Genomic DNA, 21,843 nt, shown 5'->3' with positions numbered 1-21,843 from the left:
CTCTGTCGTTCGACGAACAATGACTTCAATAACGAATCAGGGAAAATGGGCCATGGAAGCTGTGCAAGGACTGGTGGAAGGTATCAATGGCGTGGTCTGGGGGCCACTGATGCTGATATTGCTGCTGGGGGTAGGGCTTTATCTGCAGATAGGGCTCAAGGGCATGCCGGTGCGTAATATCGGTCGAGCCTTTGCCCTGCTGTGGCAGGGACGTGCCCCGGGTGAAAAGGACAGCGGCGAGATCTCATCGTTTAATGCGCTCATGACCTCGCTTTCGGCCACTATCGGTACAGGTAACATTGCCGGAGTCGCCACCGCCATCGCGCTGGGTGGACCGGGCGCCGTGTTCTGGATGTGGATGACGGCGCTGGTGGGCATGGCTACCAAGTATGCTGAAGCGGTCTGCGCCGTGCGCTATCGCGAACGTGATGATCGAGGCAATTTCGTGGGCGGGCCGATGTATTACATCAAAAACGGCCTGGGCAAACGCTACGCCTGGCTGGGCGTGCTGTTTGCCCTGTTTGGAATACTGGCCTCGTTCGGCATTGGCAATACCGTACAGGCCAACTCGGTCGCCGATGCGCTGTCTACCTCTTTCAGCATCCCTACATGGGTGACCGGTCTGGTCATCATGGTATTGGCAGGTGCCGTCATTCTGGGCGGGATCCAGCGTATTTCCAGCGTTGCCGGCCGACTGGTGCCATTCATGGCCGTGGCCTACCTGCTGGCAGGCCTGGTCGTACTGGCCATCAATTTCACGGCCATTCCCGAAGCGTTCTGGCTGATCATCAAGCACGCCTTTACACCCATTTCTGCTGCCGGTGGTTTTGCCGGTGCAGCGGTTGCGGCCGCCATTCGGTTTGGTGTGGCGCGCGGGGTTTTCTCCAACGAAGCAGGCCTTGGCAGTGCGCCCATTGCGCATGCTGCGGCGCAGACCAACAGTCCGGTGCGCCAGGGTATGGTGGCCATGCTGGGAACCTTTATCGATACCATCGTGGTCTGTTCGATCACGGCACTTGCGATCGTGACCTCCGGGCAGTGGCTTGAAGGTGATTCGGGCGCTTCATTGACGTCACTGGCCTTTCGTACCGCGCTGCCGGGACCGGGAGACTATATCGTGGCCATTGCGCTGGCGATTTTTGCCTTTACCACCATTCTGGGCTGGTCCTACTACGGGGAACGATGTTTCCAGTATCTTTTTGGCAGCCGGGCTGCGCGCTTTTATCGAATTGCCTTTGTGCTGGCGATTCCTGTAGGAGCGATGGCACATCTTGATTTCATCTGGTTGCTGGCGGATACCTTTAACGCGCTGATGGCCATCCCCAACCTGATTGCGCTGGCCCTCCTGTCGCCGGTTGTTTTCAAGCTGACCCGGGAGCATTTTGCCAATCTCAACGGGCCATCCACCGATCGTCGTCAGCAATAAGTCGGCTGCGGGTACATGGCCGTTGCAGATGACGGCCATGAACAGTCAACAGTATTCATTCATGAATCGGGTCTGGAGGATTTATGTCAACCCTGCATCGAACGCCGCTTTATACGCTCTGGCAACAGCGCGGGGCTAAATTTGTGCCCTTTGCCGGCTACGAAATGCCTGTCCAGTTCGACATGGGGATCAAGCGGGAGCATGAGCATACGCGCAGCCAGTGTGGGTTGTTTGATGTCTCCCACATGGGGCAGATGCTGATTCGTGGAAGTCGGCCGGCACATGCGCTGGAGCGGGTGTCTCCCATTGATGCCGTGGGGATTGCACCCGGGCGTCAGCGCTACGGGCTTTTTACCAGCAGTACCGGTGGTATCCATGATGATTTCATGGCGGTCAATGCCGGAGATCATCTTTACCTGGTCGTTAACGCTGCCTGCCGTGCATCGGATGCTGCATTGCTGAGAAGTGGCCTGGGAGAAGAGGGCGAGCTTGAGGTCATCGAGGACCGCGCCCTGCTGGCGCTTCAGGGGCCCATGGCACGTGAAGTGATGCGCAGGCTGTGTCCTGAAGCCGCCGATCTGACCTTCATGCAGCATGGTCGTTTTGATGTCATGGGGCATGAATTGTGGATCAGCTGCTCGGGCTATACCGGAGAAGATGGTTTTGAACTGTCGATTCCGGCCCAGGGCGCCATGGCCATTGCCGAATGGCTGCTGGATCAGGAGGAAGTAGCGCCCATTGGTCTGGGTGCGCGTGACTCGTTGCGCCTCGAAGCAGGGCTCTGCCTCTATGGCCATGACATGGACAAGGAGACCACGCCCGTTGAAGCCTCGCTGGGCTGGGCCATCGGTAAGGCACGACGCCGGGGCGGCGAGCGTGAGGGTGGATTCCCGGGCGCGGATGTCATCCTCACCCAGCAAAATGATCAGGACACCGAGTGTGTCAGAGCAGGGCTGAAGGCCAATGGCAGGGCGCCGGTTCGAGAAGGTGCCAAACTGTATGACATGAAAGGTGATCCCGTCGGTGAAGTAACCTCGGGCACGTTCGGCCCTTCGGTCGGCGCTCCCGTGGCCATGGGCTATATCAAGCGTGAGTACCATGAGCTTGGGCAGACGCTACAGGCAGAAGTGCGTGGTCGTCGGCTGGACATGACCATTACACCGATGCCCTTCGTAACGCCTCGGCATTATCGCGGCTGAAACCACAAAAAAGCCCTGCGTCAGTACGCAGGGCTTGAGTGCAGGCCACAGGCGGGTAATGTGCCCTGACGGTTTTGAATCTACATGCCAAACAGCATGCCGCGCAGGGCCACGATGACCAGCGCTGTACCGTGCGCCAGCACAAAACCAATCAGCGCACCGGCCGCCACATCGGTAATGTAGTGAAGGCCCAGGATGACTCGCGACAGCATGACCAGTACGGCAAAGGGCGCGACCACAATCAGCAGTTGAGGCACGAACAGGGCCGCCAGCGTAGTAAACATCACGGCATGAAGCGTATGTCCGCTTGGAAAGCTGTAGCGATCCAGCGGCGGCATGGTGCAGGGGATTTCAAAGGAAATATAAGGACGCTCACGGCACAGCCGATTCTTGAGCAGGCGATAGAGAATACCGCCCACGGCTGCTGAAAGACCGAAGCAGACCCCCAGAAACCAGCCATACCACCACTGTGTCAGCAGCGGGATACTCAGGCACATGACAATCCATGCGGGGGCATCACCCAGGCGGCTTGCCCAGCGCAATACGAAAAGCAGCGGACGATAGGCGCCAAGACGGGCCAGCCGATTACACGCTTTCCATTCCAGCGTATCGAGCCTTTTGAATACCGGAATAAGTCGTTCACCTGCCATCGTTCACCTCCTGTGCCTGAAGCAGATAGTCAATAAAGGCATCGCCAATCTTTGGCCAGCCCAGTGTGTGTACCCGCTCACAGGCAGTACGGCCCATCTTTCGGGCAGATGGCATGTCGCCACAAAGTGCTACACCGGCCTCGATGAACTGCGCCGGTTTGTCAGGGGCGGCAAGCTTACCGTGTATACCCTCACAAATCAGCTCACCTGCAGCGGCATAGTCAAAGGCCGCAACGGCAAGTCCACTGGCCATTGCCTCGGTAACAACGTTGCCAAAGGTTTCCGATAGTGACGGAAACAGGAAAATATCGGCGCTGGCATAATGTCTGGCCAACGCCTGATCGCGTTGAAAGCCCGCGAAATGTGCCCAGGGCAGGCGCTTTTCCAACAGCGCGCGCTGTGGCCCATCGCCCACCAGCACTGCCTTGAGATTCGGCTGACGCTTGCGCATGGCCTCCAGTGTATCGATCAGCAGCAGCACATTTTTCTCGGCCGCCAGGCGCCCGACGTGCAGGGCAACAGGCGTATCGTCGTCAGCGCCCCATTGGGCGCGCAGCGAAGTGTCACGCTGGCGGGGCGAAAAACGCTCACAATCAAGCCCTCGACTCAGCACCTTAACATTGTCATAACCATATTGGGTGAGTTTGTCAGCCTGGGCTTTGGTCGGTACCAGGGTCATGGTCGAGCGGTTATGAAAGCGTCGAAGAAAGGGCCTTACCAGCGGGCTGAGCACTTTCAGCATGATGTAGTGTCGGCTGTACTGGTCAAAATTGGTATGAAAGCCGCTGATCACGGGAATACCCATTTTGCGCGCCTGGTTAAGGGCAGAAAGACCAAGCGGCCCTTCGGTGGCGATATACACCACGTCGGGGCGATGCGTCTTCCACAGCCCGGCAATTCTGCGTGAGGCCGGAAATCCCATGCTGACCCCGTCGTAGTCCGGAATGGGAATGGCGCCCACCTGCAGCTCCTCGCTCATGAGCGCGTCATGATGGGACTCCCGAGGGCGAGGGCGAATCAGCTGCAGGGACGCCCCGCACGTTTTGAGGTGGCGCGAAAGGTGGCCAAGCGTGTGCGTGACGCCATTGATCTCGGGCGCCCAGGTTTCGCTGACAAAGGCAACCCTGAGAGATGCTCGGGCGCTATCGTGTTGGATGCCAGTATGGTCATCATTGATGACGGTCACGGGGCGATCAGGTGACGTTCTTGTGTCGCGTGTCATCGCATAATCTGCCTGGGATTAAAGGGACGTCCGGCATTGCGTGTATCAAAGAGAAGATCATGACGACCGGTACCAGCGTCACGCCGTACTTCACAAACTGGGGTGCCTGTGCTGATGCCTTGGCCATTACTGACATTGATCTGCGCGCACTGGGCATACACGCTTTGCAGGTTCTTGTCGTGATGGATGATCACGACTCCGCCCAGCTGACGCATGGTGCCAGCAAAGCGCACAGTGCCGGATGCCACGGCACGGGCAGTGTGATCACTGCCGGCGGAAATCAGCATGGGCTGCAGGGCTTCACGACCATCCTTGCCGAATTCGCGCTGCACCTGGCCGCCACGCAGGGGCCATGCCCATGGGCCAGCTCCCTTTGGCAGCGCGCTTGCTGGCGCTGGCGTGGATTGAGCGCCTGCAGTACCGGTAGCGCGAGAGGCAGCGGCGGCTGAGGCATTGCCGACCGGGACGGTCAGCATCTGACCGATACGCAATCGGTTGGGATCGATGCCGCGGTTGGCAGCGCTGATACGGCTGCTGGAGGTGGCAAAGTGGCTGGCGATACGTCCCAGCGTATCGCCGCTTCTGACGGCGTAGCGATACTGGCCATCACCCGGGGCGCGCTCCTGACGCCCGGGCAGCATCAACTGCTGTCCGATACGCATGTCGTTGGCCCTGACACCCGGATTGAAGCGTTGCAGACGCAACAGGGGAATGCCTGCCTTGCGTGCAATGGCGCTCATGGTATCCCCTCGCTGGACGGTGACATAGCCCGCCTCACCGCCACCGCCGGTGCTACGACCTGCGCAGCCGACGAGTAAAAGGAGCACTAAAAGAATCAGGAAACGGTAGTACATGAGAGCTGCTGATCCTTTTCCTGCCATAGTGCGTTGATCCATGCCTGAAAGCGTTCCCTGTGATGCGTGTCATTGAGGTAATCCCCGCCAGGCATCCAGCCGGGAATGTCCAGCCGTCTTGCCATCAGGGAGATCCTGGCGCTTCGTCCACACAGAAAATCCCTAAAGCGCGGCCGCCCGTATTGGTAGTCAATGGTGATATCGATGATACCGGAGAGTTCATGGCCCATCATGGTCATGACCTGAGCGCAGCCGCCGGCGCGGGGTTTGAGCAGATGTTGATAGGGGCTTTGCTGCTGTTCATGTTTGGTCCGGGTAAAACGCGTGCCTTCGGCAAAGTTGTAAATGGTAACAGGCGTACGGTCGATATGGGTCAGCAGTTTTTGAGTGGCACGCAGATCGTGTTTTGCCAGATGTGGACGACGCTTAAGCTGGCTGGCGGAGTAGCGACGCATCATGGGGAATTCAAGCGCCCACCAGGCCAGCCCGAGAATGGGCACCCAGATGAGCTCACGCTTGATGAAAAAACGGGGCATGGGCAGGTGCTCATGCAGGGCGTACAGCATGACAAAGACATCAGTCCAGCTGCGATGATTGGCGATCACGAGCCAGTGACGATCCCTGGAAAGCGTCTGTGGGAGCGAGATATGCCAATCCGGCTTGAGCCAGTGGCGTATCCAGAGATTATTGGTTGCAATCCAGAGGCTGGCGATCCGGTTGAGTCCCTTGAGTAGCTGTCTTTGCACTGCGCGAAAGGGAAGCGCCAGCTTGAGCAGACTTAATACCACCAGCGGAATGCCCCAGAAAAGCGTATTGCCGACCAGCAGCACGATACTAATGATGCCCTTGAGCCATGCCATGGTGTCCTGATCCTTGTTGCAGTGCCCGTATCCTAATGGATCGACTGCGTTGGGCCCAGTACAAGGATGACGCAGGCCGGGCTTGGCCACTGCCATGGCCGTCTGCCGGTGAAATTGCAGCAGCACCAACCCCGATGGTGCGGTACGAGTAACAACAGGCTTGTGATTTTTAATTTATACCGTTATCTCGATATGTTTTATGAATTGGCACATCTTGATCATGAAACGGTGCTCAGGCGACCGCTAAAGGCACTTCTACAGCAGCGCCCGTTGGAATGGCGGCGCCTCGCCTGGCGTACAGTTTGTGGTTCGAAGGATTGAAGACGTTTTTTGATACCGTATCGCTTCCTGCATCCCACTCACTCGAGCTTGAGTTTGCCCCAATGAGTGGATGTCATTGCCAGGGTGGTAACGTTCAGGCCCCGGGCAGCTGTGCCATGGCCGAGCGCACGCCCTGAGCGTAACTGCCGCCAAACATATAGAGATGATTCAGCAGCGGGTAGAGCTGAAAAAGGGCGCGTCGGCGCGGCCAGTCATCGGGAGTGTCGCCATCCCAATAGGCCTCGTAAAAGGCATCTGCGGGGCTGCCGAAAAGCTCCAGCAGGGCGAGATCCGCTTCGGGGTAGTGGCGGTAGACGGCCGGGTCTATCAGGGCAGGACCCTGCGTGCTGAAGTGCACATTGCCGGACCACAGATCACCATGGACCAGACTTGCCGGTGCGTCTGGCAGCCAGCTCTCCAGCGCATTGGCAACGTTTGAGAGCTGATCGAACAGTGTGTGATCCATGCGCCTTTTCCGCAGGCATCGTTCAGCCAGCGGCAGCAGACGGCACTCGCGCTGAAAAACGCGCCCGTCGTCATGACCGGTGTTGATCTGTGGTGTGGTACCGGCGAAATTGTCGCGATGCCAGCCGTGCTCGGTGCTGGTATGGGCATGCAGGGCGCGAAGCCCGCGGCCGAAGGCCTCATGTGCCTTTTGGTCGGGCCGGGCGGGCGGCAGATAGCTCATGACCAGCGCGCCCGGCAGCGCGCCCACAATCTCCGGAATGATCAGGCCGGTGTCTGCCGCAAGCAGGGCTTTCAGGCCGTCTGCTTCTGCCTCGAGCCCTGCCGGGTTGGCATGCTTGACCAGCACATCCCCCTGCGGCGTTGTCACGCGCCAGACCTGACCGATATCCCCACCGCTGAGTGGTTCGGGAGATGTTGTGGCACTGATGCCCAGTATCTCGAGCGTTTCCTGGGGCGTGGATGGTGTCATGGCGCTTCGCTCCTGTGTCGACATGGAAAAGGTCTTCCCAGCGTAGCAGCGCCATGGGCTGTCATCGGGTCAGGCAACGGTGTCCTAGTCGGGGCCATCTTCCTCGTGATGCTTCTGCCGTGGGGTATCCCGCTGGGGCCTTTCCTCGCTTTGAAAGAGCTTGTAGAACTCTTCCATGGCGGCCCGGTCGCTTTCGAGCAGCTGGGCGTTGTCGTTGCGATACTGGTAGGACTCTTCAAACAGACGCATATCAAAATCGCGAAAGGTCCTGACCGCCTGACTGGCGCTGGCGCTGGGATAGCCCAGTCCGACCAGCACCTCCTGAGACAGCTCAAGGCTGGCCGCAAAGGTTTCCCGTACGACGACTTCCACGCCCATCTCCTGCAGGCGCCAGGCATGATGGCGGTTACGGGCACGGGCATGGATACTCAGGTCGGGATAATTTTCTCGCGCCAGACGCGCAATGGTCAGTGCTGCCTGCTCGTCATCCACACAGATGATCAGCATGCGGGCACGATCAAGCCCCGCCGAGCGAAGAAGTTCCAGCCGGGTAGCATCGGCGTAATAGATGCGTGAGCCGAACTGGCGGATGAATTCCACCTGGCGAATGTTGGGATCCAGCGCCGTAAAGCGCACGTTCTGCATCTTGAGAACGCGTGCCACCATCTGACCAAAGCGCCCAAGGCCTGCAATGATCACCGGTGGGTCATCATCGGGGAACTGGTTGTCCCAGCTTCTTGCAGGTTTCAGGCGATTGCCGAGACGACTTCCCAGTGTGTAAAGAAAGGGCGTACAGGCCATCGAAATCGTCACGGCCGCGATACACAGACTGGCAATACGCTGTTCAAAGACACCGGCAGCCACGGCCGTGGTTAACAACACGAAATCGAACTCGCCGCCCTGGGCGATCACCGCAGCCAGGCGCGGAATGTTCTGGCGAGGCAGACGGGCAATCAGACCTATTACACACAGCACCAGTATCTTGACGACCAGAATGGCGACAGTGATGCCCAGCACGGTCAGCAGATTGTGCATGACCAGCACCAGGTCGACCGACATGCCGACCGAGATGAAGAACAGACCGAGCAGAATGCCCTTGAAGGGTTCAATATTGGCTTCAAGCTCGTGGCGATAGGGTGTATCTGCCAGCAATACGCCGGCCAGAAAGGCGCCCAGCGCCATGGAAAGGCCGGCTTCCTCCATGACCCAGGCTGTCCCCAGCACCATCAACAGGGCCGCGGCCGTAAAGACTTCATGAACTTCGCTGCGAGCGACGAGACGCAGCACCCGCGGAAAAATAAAGCGACCCACCAGCAGCGTAGCGGCCACGATGGCGGTGGTTGTGCCGATCGTCAGCCATAGATTGTTGTTTTCGACATCCGAATTACCGGCAAACACGGGCAGCAGTGCCAGCAGGGGGATAACGGCCAGGTCCTGAAACAGCAGGATGGCGAAGGCTGTCTGGCCATGGGGACTGGCAAGATGCTGATGGTCGGTAAGAAGCTGCAGGGCAAAGGCCGTGGAGGACAACGCCAGCGTCAGGCCGAGCAGGATGGAGGCAGCCTGTCCCAGTCCCAGCATGAACCCAAGCGGTGTGAGTAAAAGGCCGGTGAGAAAAAGCTGCAGGCTGCCAAGGCCGAAAAGGCGTCCGCGCAGGCGCCAGAGCCGGGCAGGCTCCAGCTCCAGCCCGATCACGAACAGCAGCATGACCACGCCAATTTCGGAAAAGTGCAGCACGGATTCCGGGTCGGCAATAAAGCCGCTGATTGAAGGGCCCAGAATCAGACCGGCACACAGATAACCCAGTATCGATCCCAGCCCGAACCGTGCAAACAGCGGCACCGCCAGTACGGCAGCCCCCAGTATGACGGTGGCTTCAAGCAGAAAGTGCATGGCAGTAGGTTCCAGGCAGTGCAGACCAGCGTAGCGGGCCGGGCAAAGACATCATGACCTTTACCCGGTCTATCAGTGCTGCCGATGACGGAAGATCAGCGGTACTGCCCGCTATCGGCCTTTTTGATCAGCGCTTTCAGGGGTGAGTAGATCTCCGGCGTACACACCAGCAGGTTTTCACCATAAAGCTCGGCAGAAATGCCTTCCGGACATTCATAGACATGACCGGTACGGGCGCCGGCTTCCCGGGCGATCAAAAGCCCCGCTGCAAAGTCCCAGGGGGAGCTGCTTTCATAGTAGCCATCCAGTCGACCACAGGCTACGGCGCACAGATCGAGTGCGGCAGCACCGTTGCGGCGAATGTCGCGGCAGTTTTCCAGCACGGCGTGCAGGCGTCTGAGCAGCGGAAAACGGGCATCACGATCATACGGAAAGCCGGTACCAATCAGGGATGAATCAAGCTCGCGTGTGCCACTGACCGAGATCGGCTCATCGTTGCACCATGCTCCCCGGCCGCGAATCGAAGTGAAGGTCTCCTCCAGAAAGGGCGCGTGGACGACGCCCACCTGAACACGTCCCCGGTCGACCCATGCGATGGAAACCGCGACATGGTGATGGCCATGGGCAAAGTTGACGGTGCCGTCGATGGGGTCCACGACCCACAGGGGCTTTTCATCGCCGAGATCGTGGCGATCCGGTGAAAGCTCCTCGGTCAGGCGTGCCTCGCCCGGAAACAGCGAGTCCAGCTGCTCACTGATATAGCGGTCGACGGCAACATCGATGTCGGTGACCAGTTCATTGCCATGCTTGATGTTGCGTTGAAGGCTGCCTCCCTCGCGTGCCGCCTTGATACGACGTCCTGCTTCGTGGGCGATGCGGGTAGCCTCTTCAAGGCGTTCTTCGAGCGTCATGCAAACTCCTGTCAGGTATCGTCTTGAAAGATGGGTTGCTGGCGTATCGGGGGTCAGCGCTTGACCGGTCGTTTTTGCAGTTTGCGCTGCAGGGTGCGTCGGTGCATGCCCAGACTGCGGGCGGTCGCCGAAATATTGCCATCGTTATCCTGCAGAACGCGCTGGATATGCTCCCAGGTCAGTCGGTTGACGGAGGGCGGATTCTCGGCAATCTCGGCATCCGGGTTGCCTTCCTGGGCATCCAGTGCCTGCAGCACCTCGCTCACCTCGACCGGCTTGCAGAGATAGTTCACGGCGCCCAGCTTGATCGCCTCGACCGCGGTCGTGATGCTGGAATAGCCGGTGAGTATCACGACTCGGCAGGCGGGGCTGATCGAGAGTAGCGTAGGCAGAAACTGCAGACCCGAGCTCTCTTCAAGCTTTAGATCCAGCGTGGCGTATTCCGGCGGGCGCCGCTGCGCCAGCTGCCGCGCTTCTTCGACGGTCGCCGCGACCATGACATCAAATTCATGGCGCGTCAGGGCGCGCTCCATGATCTGGCGAAATACGGGGTCGTCGTCAACGACCAGAAAGGAAGCCTTTTCGTGCATGAGGTGTCATTCCCGTAAGCGTGAAGAGGGCGATGCCGGGTCGGTGTCCGGGTGTGGCAGCCTGACTTCGGTCAGCGTGCCCCCTTCAGTCTGATTGTAAAGACTGACGCTGCCGCCGAAGCGGTCCAGCGTCGAATGAGTCAGAAAAAGGCCGATCCCCAGCCCTCTGGATCGCCCGGAGATAAAGCTTTCTCCCATGCGGCTGGCAATCTCCATCGAAATCCCCGGCCCATGATCGACAATCGAGATGACGACCTGGCGCCTGTTTTCCTTGAGTGAGCTTTCACCAAGCGTAATGGCGATATTGTGCGGGTTGGCATCAGCGGCATTGTTGAGCAGGTTCATGATGGCCTGATCCAGCGTTGGATCTGCCATCAATGTGATCGCGCGATGGTCGATATGCAGCTGATGGGTAACATCAGGCCGCATGACCAGCCAGCGCTGAATCAGCGCTTCAAGCCAGCTGGCGGCGTTGACACGCGCTGGCGGGTCGCTCTGGCGGCGCTCGGCACTGGCCACCAGCTCGCGAAGATGACGCTTGCAGGTATCGACCTGGCTGCGCAGCAGATCAAGATCGGCGCGCTGGGTATCGGTGACAGGCTCGGCTTTCATCTCGTCGATCAGCATGATCATGGTGGAAAGCGGCGTGCCAAGCTCATGGGCCGTACCCGCGGCCTGGCTGGCCACGGCGAGAATCTGCTCATTGCGCAGAGCTGCCTCACGCGTGCGGGACAGCATCCGGTCTCGCTGGCGAAGGGTGTCGGCCATGCGAAAGATCACGAAGGTAATCAGCCCTGCACACAGGGCAAAGTTGAGCCACATGCCCAGTACGTTGAGCGTCAAAAGACTGTCGCCGATCGTATGGCGAAGTTCCGGCACCGGCTCGAAAAAGAGCATGAGCATCGAGTAGGCGACAAGTGCAGAGGCGGCAGTAACACAGGCATGGCGCCAGGGCTGCGTGGCGGCGGCCATGGCTACGGGAATCAGATAGTAGGTAATGGCCGGGTTGGTGGCCCCGCCGGTGTAATAAAAGATCAGGGTCAGGCCAGCCACATCGATGAGCAGGTGAATCAGGTATTCGATGTCCGTGACCTGGCGTGTCTGGCCCAGCCGCCACCAGGTCGCCACGTTGAAAAGTCCCATGGCGACGATAATGGCAATGATCGGCACGATCCTGAGCTTGAAGTTCATGACCTCGATGCCAAAGAGGATCACGACCAGAAAACAGGTCCAGGTAATACCACGGGCAATGGTCAGCCGTACCAGGTTACGGGCTGGTGTGGTCAGCAGTAGTGCCTGCGTCATGAGGTTCCAGAGCGGAGAATGTATCGTTGTGTGTCAATAATATCGCAATCACTGCAGGGGCGTGGAGTAAAGAATGGCCGCCGGCTACAGGAAACAAGGGTACTGGCGTTGCGAGCAGATCGTGCCTAACGTGAATGAAGCGGTGTGGGCACAGGGAGCCTTCCTTGAACGCCCGCCCGGTTCAAGCGCCTCGAAGGAGGAAATGATCATGATGACGCAATCCCGTATTGAAACCGGCCCTGCTCCCTGCATGGCCATGAGTGAGCCGCCGATTCAGCCGCCGGACCCGGAGCCGCACACGCCGCCCGAGGAACCGCCGCAGCCGCATGAGCCGCCGATCCAGGAGCCACCGATGGAAGAGCCGCCCCTGCAGGATCCACCGCCGTCGCAGCCGCCCCCCGAGGTACCGCCAGAGCAGACCCCGCCTTATCAGCCCTGACGTTGAGATGATCAGCGTACAGCTTGCACCAGAAAGCCGACCCTGAATGGGGTCGGTTTTTTTGTCTGCGTCATTTCCTGCTTCCTAGTGGCGCTTCAGGGCGTCTTTTGGGCCAGTCAGGTATGGATGCGTCAGGGCTTCTATCCCCGTCGTTGGCACTGCCTGTAGAATATGAACAAATCCGTTCACGTACAGACTGTGTACACAATGACTAATGAAGCATCGATGACAGATACCCGAATCGCCCAGGAAGCCAGCCTTCGCAGAACGTTTGCGATCATTTCTCACCCTGACGCGGGCAAGACCACCATTACCGAAAAGCTGCTGCTCTTTGGTAATGCCATTCAGGTGGCAGGCGCGGTCAAGAGCAAGCGCCAGGAACGCACCACCACCTCTGACTGGATGAAGATGGAGCAGGAGCGCGGTATCTCCGTGACAACGTCTGTCATGCAGTTTCCCTACAAGGGGCGCATGGTCAATCTGCTCGATACCCCTGGACACGAGGATTTCTCGGAAGATACCTACCGGACGCTGACGGCGGTGGACTCGGCATTGATGGTGGTGGACGGCTCCAAGGGTGTCGAGGATCGCACGATCAAGCTGATGGAAGTCTGTCGACTGCGTACCACGCCCATTTTGACCTTCATCAACAAGATGGATCGCGATACGCGTGACCCCGTTGAGGTCATGGACGAGATCGAGACGGTTCTCAATATTGCCTGCGCCCCGGTGACATGGCCTGTGGGCATGGGACGTCACTTTCGCGGTGTCTATCACCTGGTCAATGACACCCTCCATGTCTACAAGCAGGGGCAGGGCAATCGCATTCCGGATGATGTTCAGATCAAGGGCCTCGACAACCCCGAAGTAGACGAACTTCTCGGGGCTGCCCAGGCGGCCGAGTTGCGTGACGAGATCGAGCTGGTGCGCGGTGCCTCTCACGAGTTCGATCTGGAAGCCTACCGCCATGGTGAGCTGACGCCGGTCTTTTTCGGTACGGCCATGGGTAATTTTGGTGTACGTGAAATGCTCGACGGCTTTGTCGAATATGCGCCGTCCCCCCAGCCCCGCGATACCGACACGCGTGAAGTGACCGCTGCCGATGGCAGCTTTACCGGTTTTGTGTTCAAGATTCAGGCCAACATGGATCCGCGTCACCGTGACCGTATTGCGTTTTTACGAGTCTGTTCGGGCAAATATGAGCGCAACATGAAAATGCATCATGTGCGCATCAAAAAGGACGTCAAGATTGCTGATGCCCTGACCTTCATGGCCGCGGATCGTGCCCAGGTCGAGGAAGCATGGCCCGGCGACATCATTGGCCTGCATAACCACGGCACCATCCAGATTGGTGATACCTTCTCCAACGGTGAGCAGATGCGCTTCACCGGTATCCCGCACTTTGCCCCCGAGCTTTTTCGTCGCGTCCGTCTGAAGGACCCGCTCAAGACCAAGCAGCTCCAGAAGGGGCTCCAGCAGCTCTCGGAAGAAGGGGCGACCCAGGTCTTCATGCCGCTGGACAACAACGACATGATCGTGGGCGCCGTTGGGCTTTTGCAGTTTGATGTGGTCGCGCACCGTCTCAAGGACGAGTACAAGGTCGATTGCATCTATGAGCCGGTCAACGTGCAGACGGCGCGCTGGATTCATGGCGACGAGCGCAAGATTGATGAGCTTCGCAACAAGGTCAGTACCAACCTGGCCATTGATGGCGGCGGCCATCTCACCTATCTGGCGCCTACCCGGGTCAATCTGCAGTTGATGGTGGAGCGCTGGCCCGATCTTTCCTTTGATGCCACGCGCGAGCATTGAAGTGCACGCATCCGGTGAGTACCGGCCAATTCAGGATTGGCTATAGTGAATGGCTGCTGGCCTTCTGATGGTCAGCAGCTGTATCAATGTGTCCCGGGAGAACGTGGTATGCCAAAGTTTTTCAAGGAATTTCGCGACTTTGCCGTCAAGGGCAACGTGGTGGATCTGGCGGTGGGTATCATCATTGGCTCGGCCTTTACCGCCATCGTCAATAGCCTGGTCAAGGATATCTTTACACCGGTGTTGGGACTGATTACCGGTGGCATCAACTTCACCAATCTGTTTTTCGTGCTCAAGGACGGTACGCAAACGGCAGGGCCCTACAATACGCTGGCGGATGCACAGGCTGCTGGTGCGGTGACGATCAACTACGGCATTTTCCTCAATGCCATGATCTCGTTCACTCTGGTAGCCATGGTCTGTTTTGTGCTGATTCGCAATATTCACCGCATTCGCGAACTGGGGGCACACAAGGATGAAGCGCCGGCAGCAGCTCCGACCGTGCGCAACTGCCCCTACTGCATTACCCCCATTTCAATTGAGGCCACGCGTTGCCCAAGCTGCACGTCCGAGCTTGATTCTCCGAAGGCAACAGTGCCCACAACATGATGCCTTTTACCCGGTAGGTGGCAAGGCTTCGAAACACCAGCGTTGAAGCAGTGGCGGAGCAAACCAGTAATACGCGGCGCCGGGTCATGACCCGGCGCCGTTAAAGCATCAATCCAACAGGGTTTCCGGATCAAGCCGCTCCAGTGCGTAAGGCAGCGGCAACATGTGCGCGGGCTGACCGTTGATGGCAAGTGCCGGCATGTCATCCTTGAGCGTTAACACTGCCAGTAGTTCGACATGATCGTTGCCTGCCGGGGCGCTGCTAACCACTTCACCCAGACCCTTGTCACTGGCGGCATCACTGACCTCGGTGCCCGCGGCCGGTGCCTGATCTCCTGACATCGAAAGCCGCATCAGGCGTTTTTTGACCTGACCGCGGTAATGCGCTCTGGCCACCACTTCCTGTCCGGTGTAGCAGCCCTTCTTGAAGCTGATCCCCGCCAGCGCTTCCCAGTTGAACATCTGGGGCAGCCACTTTTCACGCTGAAGCTCGTCCAGCCATAAAAGACCGGCTTCGATATCCAGCCGCTGCCATAGCGTGGCCGGCGCCAGCGTCAGCTCAGCAGACATTGTCTGGCAGAGCGTGGCCAGTCTTTCCTCCGGGGCAATCAGAATCAGGCGCGTCATGTCGTGAGGATGACGAGTGATGGCCAGTTCTTCGTCGACTCTGACGCGAACGCCCCAGCCGGCCTGCGGCAATTCGGGGATCTGTGCACCAAGGGTTTCAAGAGTATGCTGACCCGCGATGCCGGCAATGGTCAGATCATCCCGCAGGGTCAGCTCGGCCTTGTAAAACGCTGCATATTTGGCCAGATGCTGATGCAGGGCATCGGCAATGCTGCGCTCCAGCAGCAGCCAGTAACACTCGGGAGCGGCCTTGATGAGCTGTGCATTGGCAATGGCGCGCCCCTTGGGCGTGCAAAAGACCGTTGGCGGTGCGATGGTCGAGGTGGCGTGTGCCGTGGAGGCGCTGGTCTGGCCCTGCAGGAATTTTTCACTGTCGGGGCCGCGCACTTCCAGCACAACCCGGTCATCGAGGGATACCAAAGCGGTCGCATGTAGCAGATCAGGGGCTGCGTTTGTCGGATGTTGCAACGAGGGCTCGGCTGACTGATGCTGCAGAAAGGTCTGCCAGTGCGGATGGCTCATGGTGACTCCAGAAAAATTTGCGCAAACGGTGTCAATGACGCAGGGTTGATCTGCCTGATGCCCGTCCCGGTATGAAAGGCCATATCTGGGCGAGGGTATCACTTTACAAGCAGGCGCAATCATTGCATCACTACCCAGGAGAAAAGACGTCATGGCATTAACATTTACGCTCAGCGGTCTGAAGGATGCCGACGATGTCAATCGGCTGACTACGGCCCTGATGGAACTTGATGGTGTGGATACCGTTCAGGTCGCCCGTGAATGGCTCGAAGTGGAAGGACGCATTCAGCCTGGACGCGTGACCGAGGTCATCGAAAGGCTGGGGTTTTCGTCAAGGCGTTGAAGGGACAATAAAACGGCGGCTCAGTGATGCCGGCCATACGGCCTGGGGGAGCAAGCGACGATGAGTATACTTATCGAAACAGAACGCGAGGGCACGCTGCGCCAGCGCATCGTGTTTAACGATCATGACGCGCTGTATACCGATGCACCTGTCAGTGCCGGCGGTGACGGCAGTGCGCCGGACCCGCATGACTATTTCGATGTCTCGCTTGCCACCTGCAAGGCGCTGACACTCATCATGTATGCCCGCAAAAAGGAGATGCCGCTGGATGGTGTCAGTATTCGGGTGACGCGTGACAGCAGTGACGAGCAAGCGGGACAGTATCGATTGCAGGTGGATATTGGTTTAATCGGCGACCTGAGCGCTCAGGCCCGTGACCGGCTGCTGGAGATTGCCGAGCAGTGTCCGATTCACAAGCTGATGACGACAGGGCAGATTGATATCGACACACGTGCTCACCTGGGCGGTGCCTGAGCCATATATTCGGTAGTTGCTCGACACCGTGCTATCTCAATGATCTTCTCCGGGCCTGCGCAAAACCTCTGGGTTCTGATACGGCGCTGTCGCCTTAACGCTTTTCCTTTCCGGCTGTTGCAGGGCATGTCGCTGTATCGAACGACACGCCTTGCAATACCCATCGGCTGCCATCATATATTCTGCAGGCGCCAGTTCTGGCGCTTTCCGTTGCCCTGCCATTTTATATATCGACTACGCTTTCGGCGGGAACGCCGTCTATACGGCCAGCGTATGTGCGGTGGCCGCGGGATATTTCAACCTCTCTGCTACCTGCACGGAGTGCGCATGAATCGTGAGTTTCGCATTGCCTCCGACTACAAGCCGGCAGGTGATCAGCCGGCCGCCATCGATGGCCTGATCAAGGGGCTCGATGCCGGACTGGCACATCAGACGCTGCTGGGGGTTACCGGCTCCGGCAAGACCTTTACCATGGCCAATATAGTGGAGCGCCTGCAGCGCCCGGCCATTGTCATGGCTCCTAACAAGACCCTGGCGGCGCAGCTCTACGGGGAGTTCAAGTCTTTTTTCCCCGATAATGCCGTCGAGTATTTCGTCTCCTACTACGACTATTACCAGCCCGAGGCCTATGTGCCGTCTTCTGACACCTTCATCGAGAAGGATGCCTCGGTCAATGATCACATCGAACAGATGCGCCTGTCGGCCACCAAGGCACTGCTGGAGCGCCGCGATGCCTTGATCGTGGTATCGGTATCAGCCATCTATGGTCTGGGTGACCCGGATCAGTACCTGAAGATGCGGCTTCACTTTACCCGTGGCGAACTGATCAATCAGCGCGACTTTCTGCGCCGGCTGGCGGAGCTTCAGTACACGCGCAATGACACCGATTTTCGCCGTGGTACCTACCGGGTACGTGGTGATGTCATCGATGTCTTCCCGGCCGACGCCGAGGATGAAGCCGTGCGCGTGGAGCTCTTTGATGACGAGATCGATACCATCAGTCTGTTTGATCCGTTGACGGGTGAAGTGCGCGGCAAGGTGCCCCGGATGACGATCTATCCCAAGACACACTACGTAACGCCGCGTGAGACGATCCTGAGCGCCATTGATTCCATCAAGGCAGAGCTTGCCGAGCGGCTCAAGTATCTGCGGGACCATGATCGACTGGTCGAGGCGCAGCGTCTTGAGCAGCGCACGCTCTACGATATCGAAATGATGCTGGAGCTGGGCTATTGCAACGGCATCGAGAACTACTCGCGTTATCTTTCGGGACGCGACCCGGGGCAGGCACCGCCCACGTTTTTTGACTACCTGCCCGATGATGCGCTGGTGTTTATCGATGAGTCCCACGTCAGCGTTCCGCAGGTAGGCGGCATGTACAAGGGCGACCGGTCGCGCAAGGAAACGCTGGTCGAATATGGTTTTCGACTGCCCTCGGCGCTGGACAACCGCCCCATGAAGTTCGAGGAGTGGGAGGCCATTCTGCCGCAGACCATTTTCGTGTCAGCGACTCCCGGGCCGTATGAGGAAGAGCATGCCGGGCAGGTGGTCGAGCAGGTGGTGCGCCCCACGGGGCTTGTGGACCCTGAAATTGAAGTGCGCCCGGCCAGTACTCAGGTCGACGATCTGCTTTCCGAGGTGCGTGCCCGCGTTGAGGTTGGCGAACGTGTACTGGTCACGACCCTGACCAAGCGGATGGCCGAGGATCTGACCGATTATCTGGGCGAGCATGATATCCGTGTGCGCTATCTGCATTCGGATATTGATACCGTCGAGCGTGTCGAGATCATTCGCGATCTGCGTCTGGGCAAGTTCGATGTACTGGTAGGCATCAACCTGCTGCGTGAGGGGCTGGATATCCCCGAAGTCTCACTGGTGGCCATCCTGGATGCCGACAAGGAAGGTTTCCTACGTGCCGAGCGTTCACTGATCCAGACCATCGGTCGTGCGGCGCGTAACGCGCATGGCAAGGCGATCCTGTACGGCGATCGCATCACGGGATCAATGCAGCGGGCGATGGATGAGACCCAGCGTCGACGCGACAAGCAGGTCGCCTTCAACGAAGAACATGGGATTACGCCACGCACGATTACCAAGAATGTGGCCGATATCATGGAAGCCGCGCAGGCACCGGGTACGCGACGCAGCAAGCGCAAGGGCGATCGTCAGGTGGCCGAAGCCGAAGGGCAATATACGCCTGAGGCCATCGGCCAGATGAGCCTTGATGACGTCAATCGCGAGATCAAAAGGCTCGAGGATCGCATGCATGAAGCAGCGCAGAATCTCGAGTTTGAAACGGCGGCCTCGCTGCGTGATCAGATGCAGACGCTCAATGCGCGTCTGATCGAGCTGAAGTAACTGAAATGAAGTAACACGCGCCTGCCTTGTGCCTGGTGACACCTTGTGACATGGGACAGGCGTCGTCTTATCCATCATTCGTTTTGACAATGGACGTCATGACATGCCGGAAGGACCCGAAATAAGACGTATCGCCGACCGGCTGGGCAAGGTGCTGGCGGGGCGTACCATTGAAGATGTCTGGTTTGCCTTTGACCATCTCAAGCCCTTTGAGGCACGACTTGAAGGGCAGAAGGTGACCCGTGTTGATAGCTGGGGCAAGGCGCTATTGACTTGCTTTGAAGATGACCATGTCATCTATTCGCACAACCAGCTTTATGGGGTCTGGCGCATCATGCGTCGTGACAGTGAACCGGTTGGCAAGCGCTCGCCACGACTGCGCCTGAGTACGGCGACCCATTCGGCATGGTTGATGAGCGCCTCTGATATCTCGCTCTGGCGTCGTGAGGAGCTTGATCAGCATCCTTTTTTATCAAGGCTGGGCCCTGATCTGCTCACTCACAATGTCCGTGCCGAGGATATTGTGGCCCGCCTGCAAGGCCCGCGCTTCATGCGGCGCCGACTGGGTGCGCTGCTGCTGGATCAGCATTTCTATGCCGGTATCGGCAACTATTTACGCTCGGAGATTCTCTTCTTCGCGGGACTGCATGAGCGCTACCGACCGATGGATCTCGATAGTACACAGAGATATCGACTAGCGGAGAAGATCCTGGAGGTGACGGCGCGGGCCTGGCGCCATGCCGGGGTGACCAATCTGCGCGTGTGGCGTGAGCCCATGATCGAGGCCGGCGAGCCAAGAGGGTGCTGGCGTCATGCCGTTTTCAATCGCGCGACGCTGCCGTGTCATGCCTGTGGGACGCCCATTGAAAGAATCATGGTGGCTTCGCGTCGGTTCTATTTCTGTCCGCACTGTCAGCAGGATATGACGTCTACATCAGCGCATATCAGTCAGGGAAAATGACCCGAATGTTATAGTGGGTTATGCTCCGCCCATTGCTTCAATGACAAAGGTGATACCCCAACATGACAGCCTTGCTGGGCGGCCTGCTCATTATCTGTCTGCATCTGCTGGGGGCGCTTTCGGGGCTCATGGCCCTGATGTCGAGTCGTACTTCCCAGGGCGCCATTGCCTGGATTATCTCCCTGATCACCTTCCCCTATCTGGCGATTCCGGCTTACTGGTTTCTGGGCCGACCGCGCTTTTATGGCTATGTCTCGGCGCGTGAGCAGCGTGATACGTCACTGCGTCGCGTGCTGGACCAGTTTCGTACGCTGGTGGAGCCGGCCTTTGCCCATCCGGAGGATGCCCGGCTTCGCGCGGTGGAAAGGCTTGCCATGCTGCCAATGACCGGCGACAACCATTGCCAGCTGCTCATTAATGGCCACGATACCTTCGAAAGTCTGTTTCGGGGCATCGATCAGGCCGAGGATTACGTCCTCATTCAGTTTTTTATCGTGCGCAACGATGCGCTGGGACAGGCGCTCAAGCGGCGGCTGATCGACTGCGCCGAGCGCGGTGTACATGTCTTTTTCCTTTATGACGAAATCGGCTCGCATGCCATGCCGGATCGCTATTTCGAAGAGCTGCGTGCGGCGGGAATCGCTGTCAGCCCCTTTGGGTCTTCAAAGGGCTGGCGGCACCGCTTTCAGGTCAACTTCCGCAATCATCGCAAGATCATGGTGGCTGATGGCCATCAGGGCTGGGTAGGTGGCCTGAACGTTGGCGTTGAATATCGCGGTGAAAGCAAAAAGCATGGGCACTGGCGTGACACCCACCTGAAACTGACAGGACCGGCGGTACTGGGGCTGCAGGAGTCCTTCTGGGAGGACTGGCACTGGGCCACCGGCGATATCCTGTCGCTGGCCTGGCACCCTCGCAAGGCACCGGGTGAGGCGCGCCAGCACGTGGTGATCGTCCCTTCCGGCCCATCCGATCCGCTGGAAACCGCCAGTCTCTTGATCCAGCATGCCATCAACCAGGCCAACGAACGCTTCTGGATTACCAGCCCCTATTTTGTACCGGATCAGGGCGTACAGGACTCCCTCAAGCTGGCGGCGCTTCGGGGCGTTGATGTGCGGGTCATGATGCCGGAGCGCCCGGACCATTTGCTGGTGTTTTTGTCAGCCTTCTCATTTCTGGGGGAAATGATTCGGGCGGGCGTTAAAATATACCGTTATCAACCTGGTTTCCTGCATCAGAAGACCTTCCTGATTGATGATCACACCAGCGCTGTCGGGACGGTTAATCTGGATAACCGTTCATTTCGCCTCAACTTTGAAGTCACGGCCTATGTGGCGGATCAGGCGTTTGCTGCTGATGTGGCACGAATGCTTGAAGAAGACTTTGCCAACTGCCGGCAGGTGACGCTGGAGGAGATCCAAAAGCGCCCGCTGTGGCACAAGCTGGCGGCGCGAGCAGCGTATCTGGCCTCACCGATCCAGTGATCGGTGAGGCCGAAGGAGGGCAGCAGGAGCGCTGCCCTATAGAGGG

The 21,843-nt window shown here is 58.5% G+C and carries 20 protein-coding genes; 10 read left to right on the top strand and 10 right to left on the bottom strand.

The window, feature by feature from the left end; all coding sequences use genetic code 11:
- Positions 1-52: 52 nt before the first annotated feature.
- Together IE123_RS05310 and gcvT are read left to right on the top strand one after the other, a co-directional pair.
- The gene (locus IE123_RS05310) at positions 53-1,426 is read left to right on the top strand and encodes an alanine/glycine:cation symporter family protein (RefSeq protein WP_189515721.1); all 1,374 of its coding nucleotides are present in this window, start codon (positions 53-55) and stop codon (positions 1,424-1,426) included.
- Positions 1,427-1,509: 83 nt separating this feature from the next.
- Positions 1,510-2,625: a glycine cleavage system aminomethyltransferase GcvT gene (gene gcvT, locus IE123_RS05305; protein ID WP_189515719.1), complete on the top strand. Its 1,116-nt coding sequence runs from the start codon at positions 1,510-1,512 to the stop codon at positions 2,623-2,625.
- An 80-nt stretch (positions 2,626-2,705) separates the two neighbouring features.
- Here gcvT and IE123_RS05300 read toward each other — a convergent pair whose 3' ends face one another.
- The 9 genes from IE123_RS05300 to IE123_RS05260 all read right to left on the bottom strand — a co-directional run bounded on the left by IE123_RS05300 (position 2,706) and on the right by IE123_RS05260 (position 12,168).
- On the bottom strand, positions 2,706-3,275 hold the full coding sequence (locus IE123_RS05300) for a phosphatase PAP2 family protein (protein WP_189515717.1): 570 nt from the start codon (positions 3,273-3,275) through the stop codon (positions 2,706-2,708).
- Positions 3,265-4,497, bottom strand: a complete 1,233-nt coding sequence (locus IE123_RS05295; protein ID WP_189515715.1) for a glycosyltransferase family 4 protein — start codon at positions 4,495-4,497, stop codon at positions 3,265-3,267. Before IE123_RS05295 ends, IE123_RS05300 begins: the two co-directional genes overlap by 11 nt.
- Entirely contained in the window at positions 4,494-5,351 is an 858-nt protein-coding gene (locus IE123_RS05290; protein WP_229819606.1) for a LysM peptidoglycan-binding domain-containing protein, read from the bottom strand. The genes IE123_RS05295 and IE123_RS05290 overlap by 4 nt, the downstream gene beginning before the upstream one ends.
- Complete coding sequence (yihG, locus tag IE123_RS05285) at positions 5,333-6,211, bottom strand: 1-acylglycerol-3-phosphate O-acyltransferase, YihG family (protein WP_189515713.1); 879 nt, start codon at positions 6,209-6,211, stop codon at positions 5,333-5,335. The genes IE123_RS05290 and yihG overlap by 19 nt, the downstream gene beginning before the upstream one ends.
- Positions 6,212-6,626: 415 nt before the next feature.
- Positions 6,627-7,469: a fructosamine kinase family protein gene (locus IE123_RS05280; RefSeq protein ID WP_189515711.1), complete on the bottom strand. Its 843-nt coding sequence runs from the start codon at positions 7,467-7,469 to the stop codon at positions 6,627-6,629.
- Positions 7,470-7,553: 84 nt separating this feature from the next.
- Positions 7,554-9,362, bottom strand: a complete 1,809-nt coding sequence (locus IE123_RS05275; RefSeq protein WP_189515709.1) for a monovalent cation:proton antiporter-2 (CPA2) family protein — start codon at positions 9,360-9,362, stop codon at positions 7,554-7,556.
- 95 nt (positions 9,363-9,457) lie between these two features.
- A complete protein-coding gene (locus tag IE123_RS05270; protein WP_189515707.1) occupies positions 9,458-10,273 on the bottom strand; it encodes an inositol monophosphatase family protein in 816 nt (271 codons plus the stop codon).
- 53 nt (positions 10,274-10,326) lie between these two features.
- Entirely contained in the window at positions 10,327-10,863 is a 537-nt protein-coding gene (locus IE123_RS05265; RefSeq protein WP_189515705.1) for a response regulator transcription factor, read from the bottom strand.
- 6 nt (positions 10,864-10,869) lie between these two features.
- Positions 10,870-12,168 carry an ATP-binding protein gene (locus tag IE123_RS05260; RefSeq protein WP_189515702.1) on the bottom strand — a complete coding sequence of 433 codons (1,299 nt, stop codon included), beginning with the start codon at positions 12,166-12,168 and terminating at the stop codon, positions 10,870-10,872.
- 208 nt (positions 12,169-12,376) lie between these two features.
- On the opposite strand from IE123_RS05260, the gene IE123_RS05255 reads away from it, so the two are divergent.
- The 3 genes from IE123_RS05255 to mscL all read left to right on the top strand — a co-directional run bounded on the left by IE123_RS05255 (position 12,377) and on the right by mscL (position 15,028).
- Positions 12,377-12,607, top strand: coding sequence for a hypothetical protein (locus IE123_RS05255; protein WP_189515700.1), 231 nt, complete (start codon positions 12,377-12,379; stop codon positions 12,605-12,607).
- A 225-nt stretch (positions 12,608-12,832) separates the two neighbouring features.
- Positions 12,833-14,419 carry a peptide chain release factor 3 gene (locus IE123_RS05250; protein ID WP_189515698.1) on the top strand — a complete coding sequence of 529 codons (1,587 nt, stop codon included), beginning with the start codon at positions 12,833-12,835 and terminating at the stop codon, positions 14,417-14,419.
- A 108-nt stretch (positions 14,420-14,527) separates the two neighbouring features.
- The gene (gene mscL, locus IE123_RS05245) at positions 14,528-15,028 is read left to right on the top strand and encodes a large conductance mechanosensitive channel protein MscL (RefSeq protein WP_189515696.1); all 501 of its coding nucleotides are present in this window, start codon (positions 14,528-14,530) and stop codon (positions 15,026-15,028) included.
- Positions 15,029-15,136: 108 nt separating this feature from the next.
- Here the strand turns inward: mscL and ygfZ are convergent, their stop codons facing one another.
- A complete protein-coding gene (ygfZ, locus tag IE123_RS05240; protein WP_189515694.1) occupies positions 15,137-16,177 on the bottom strand; it encodes a CAF17-like 4Fe-4S cluster assembly/insertion protein YgfZ in 1,041 nt (346 codons plus the stop codon).
- A 151-nt stretch (positions 16,178-16,328) separates the two neighbouring features.
- On the opposite strand from ygfZ, the gene IE123_RS05235 reads away from it, so the two are divergent.
- The 5 genes from IE123_RS05235 (at position 16,329) to cls (ending at position 21,797) form a co-directional block, all read left to right on the top strand.
- Entirely contained in the window at positions 16,329-16,520 is a 192-nt protein-coding gene (locus IE123_RS05235) for a heavy-metal-associated domain-containing protein (RefSeq protein WP_189515692.1), read from the top strand.
- A gap of 60 nt (positions 16,521-16,580) precedes the next feature.
- On the top strand, positions 16,581-16,994 hold the full coding sequence (locus IE123_RS05230; protein WP_189515690.1) for an OsmC family protein: 414 nt from the start codon (positions 16,581-16,583) through the stop codon (positions 16,992-16,994).
- Positions 16,995-17,321: 327 nt separating this feature from the next.
- The gene (uvrB, locus tag IE123_RS05225) at positions 17,322-19,352 is read left to right on the top strand and encodes an excinuclease ABC subunit UvrB (protein WP_189515688.1); all 2,031 of its coding nucleotides are present in this window, start codon (positions 17,322-17,324) and stop codon (positions 19,350-19,352) included.
- A gap of 103 nt (positions 19,353-19,455) precedes the next feature.
- The gene (gene nei, locus IE123_RS05220; protein WP_189515686.1) at positions 19,456-20,313 is read left to right on the top strand and encodes an endonuclease VIII; all 858 of its coding nucleotides are present in this window, start codon (positions 19,456-19,458) and stop codon (positions 20,311-20,313) included.
- Positions 20,314-20,375: 62 nt separating this feature from the next.
- Positions 20,376-21,797 (top strand): cardiolipin synthase, encoded by a 1,422-nt coding sequence (cls, locus tag IE123_RS05215; protein WP_189515683.1) that lies wholly within the window; start codon positions 20,376-20,378, stop codon positions 21,795-21,797.
- The last annotated feature ends 46 nt before the right edge of the window (positions 21,798-21,843 follow it).

The organism is Kushneria pakistanensis (genome assembly GCF_014652795.1).
Lineage (GTDB): Bacteria > Pseudomonadota > Gammaproteobacteria > Pseudomonadales > Halomonadaceae > Kushneria > Kushneria pakistanensis.
The sequence above is the reverse complement of the archived record's forward strand: the minus strand, read 5'-3'. Positions and strand labels throughout refer to the sequence as shown.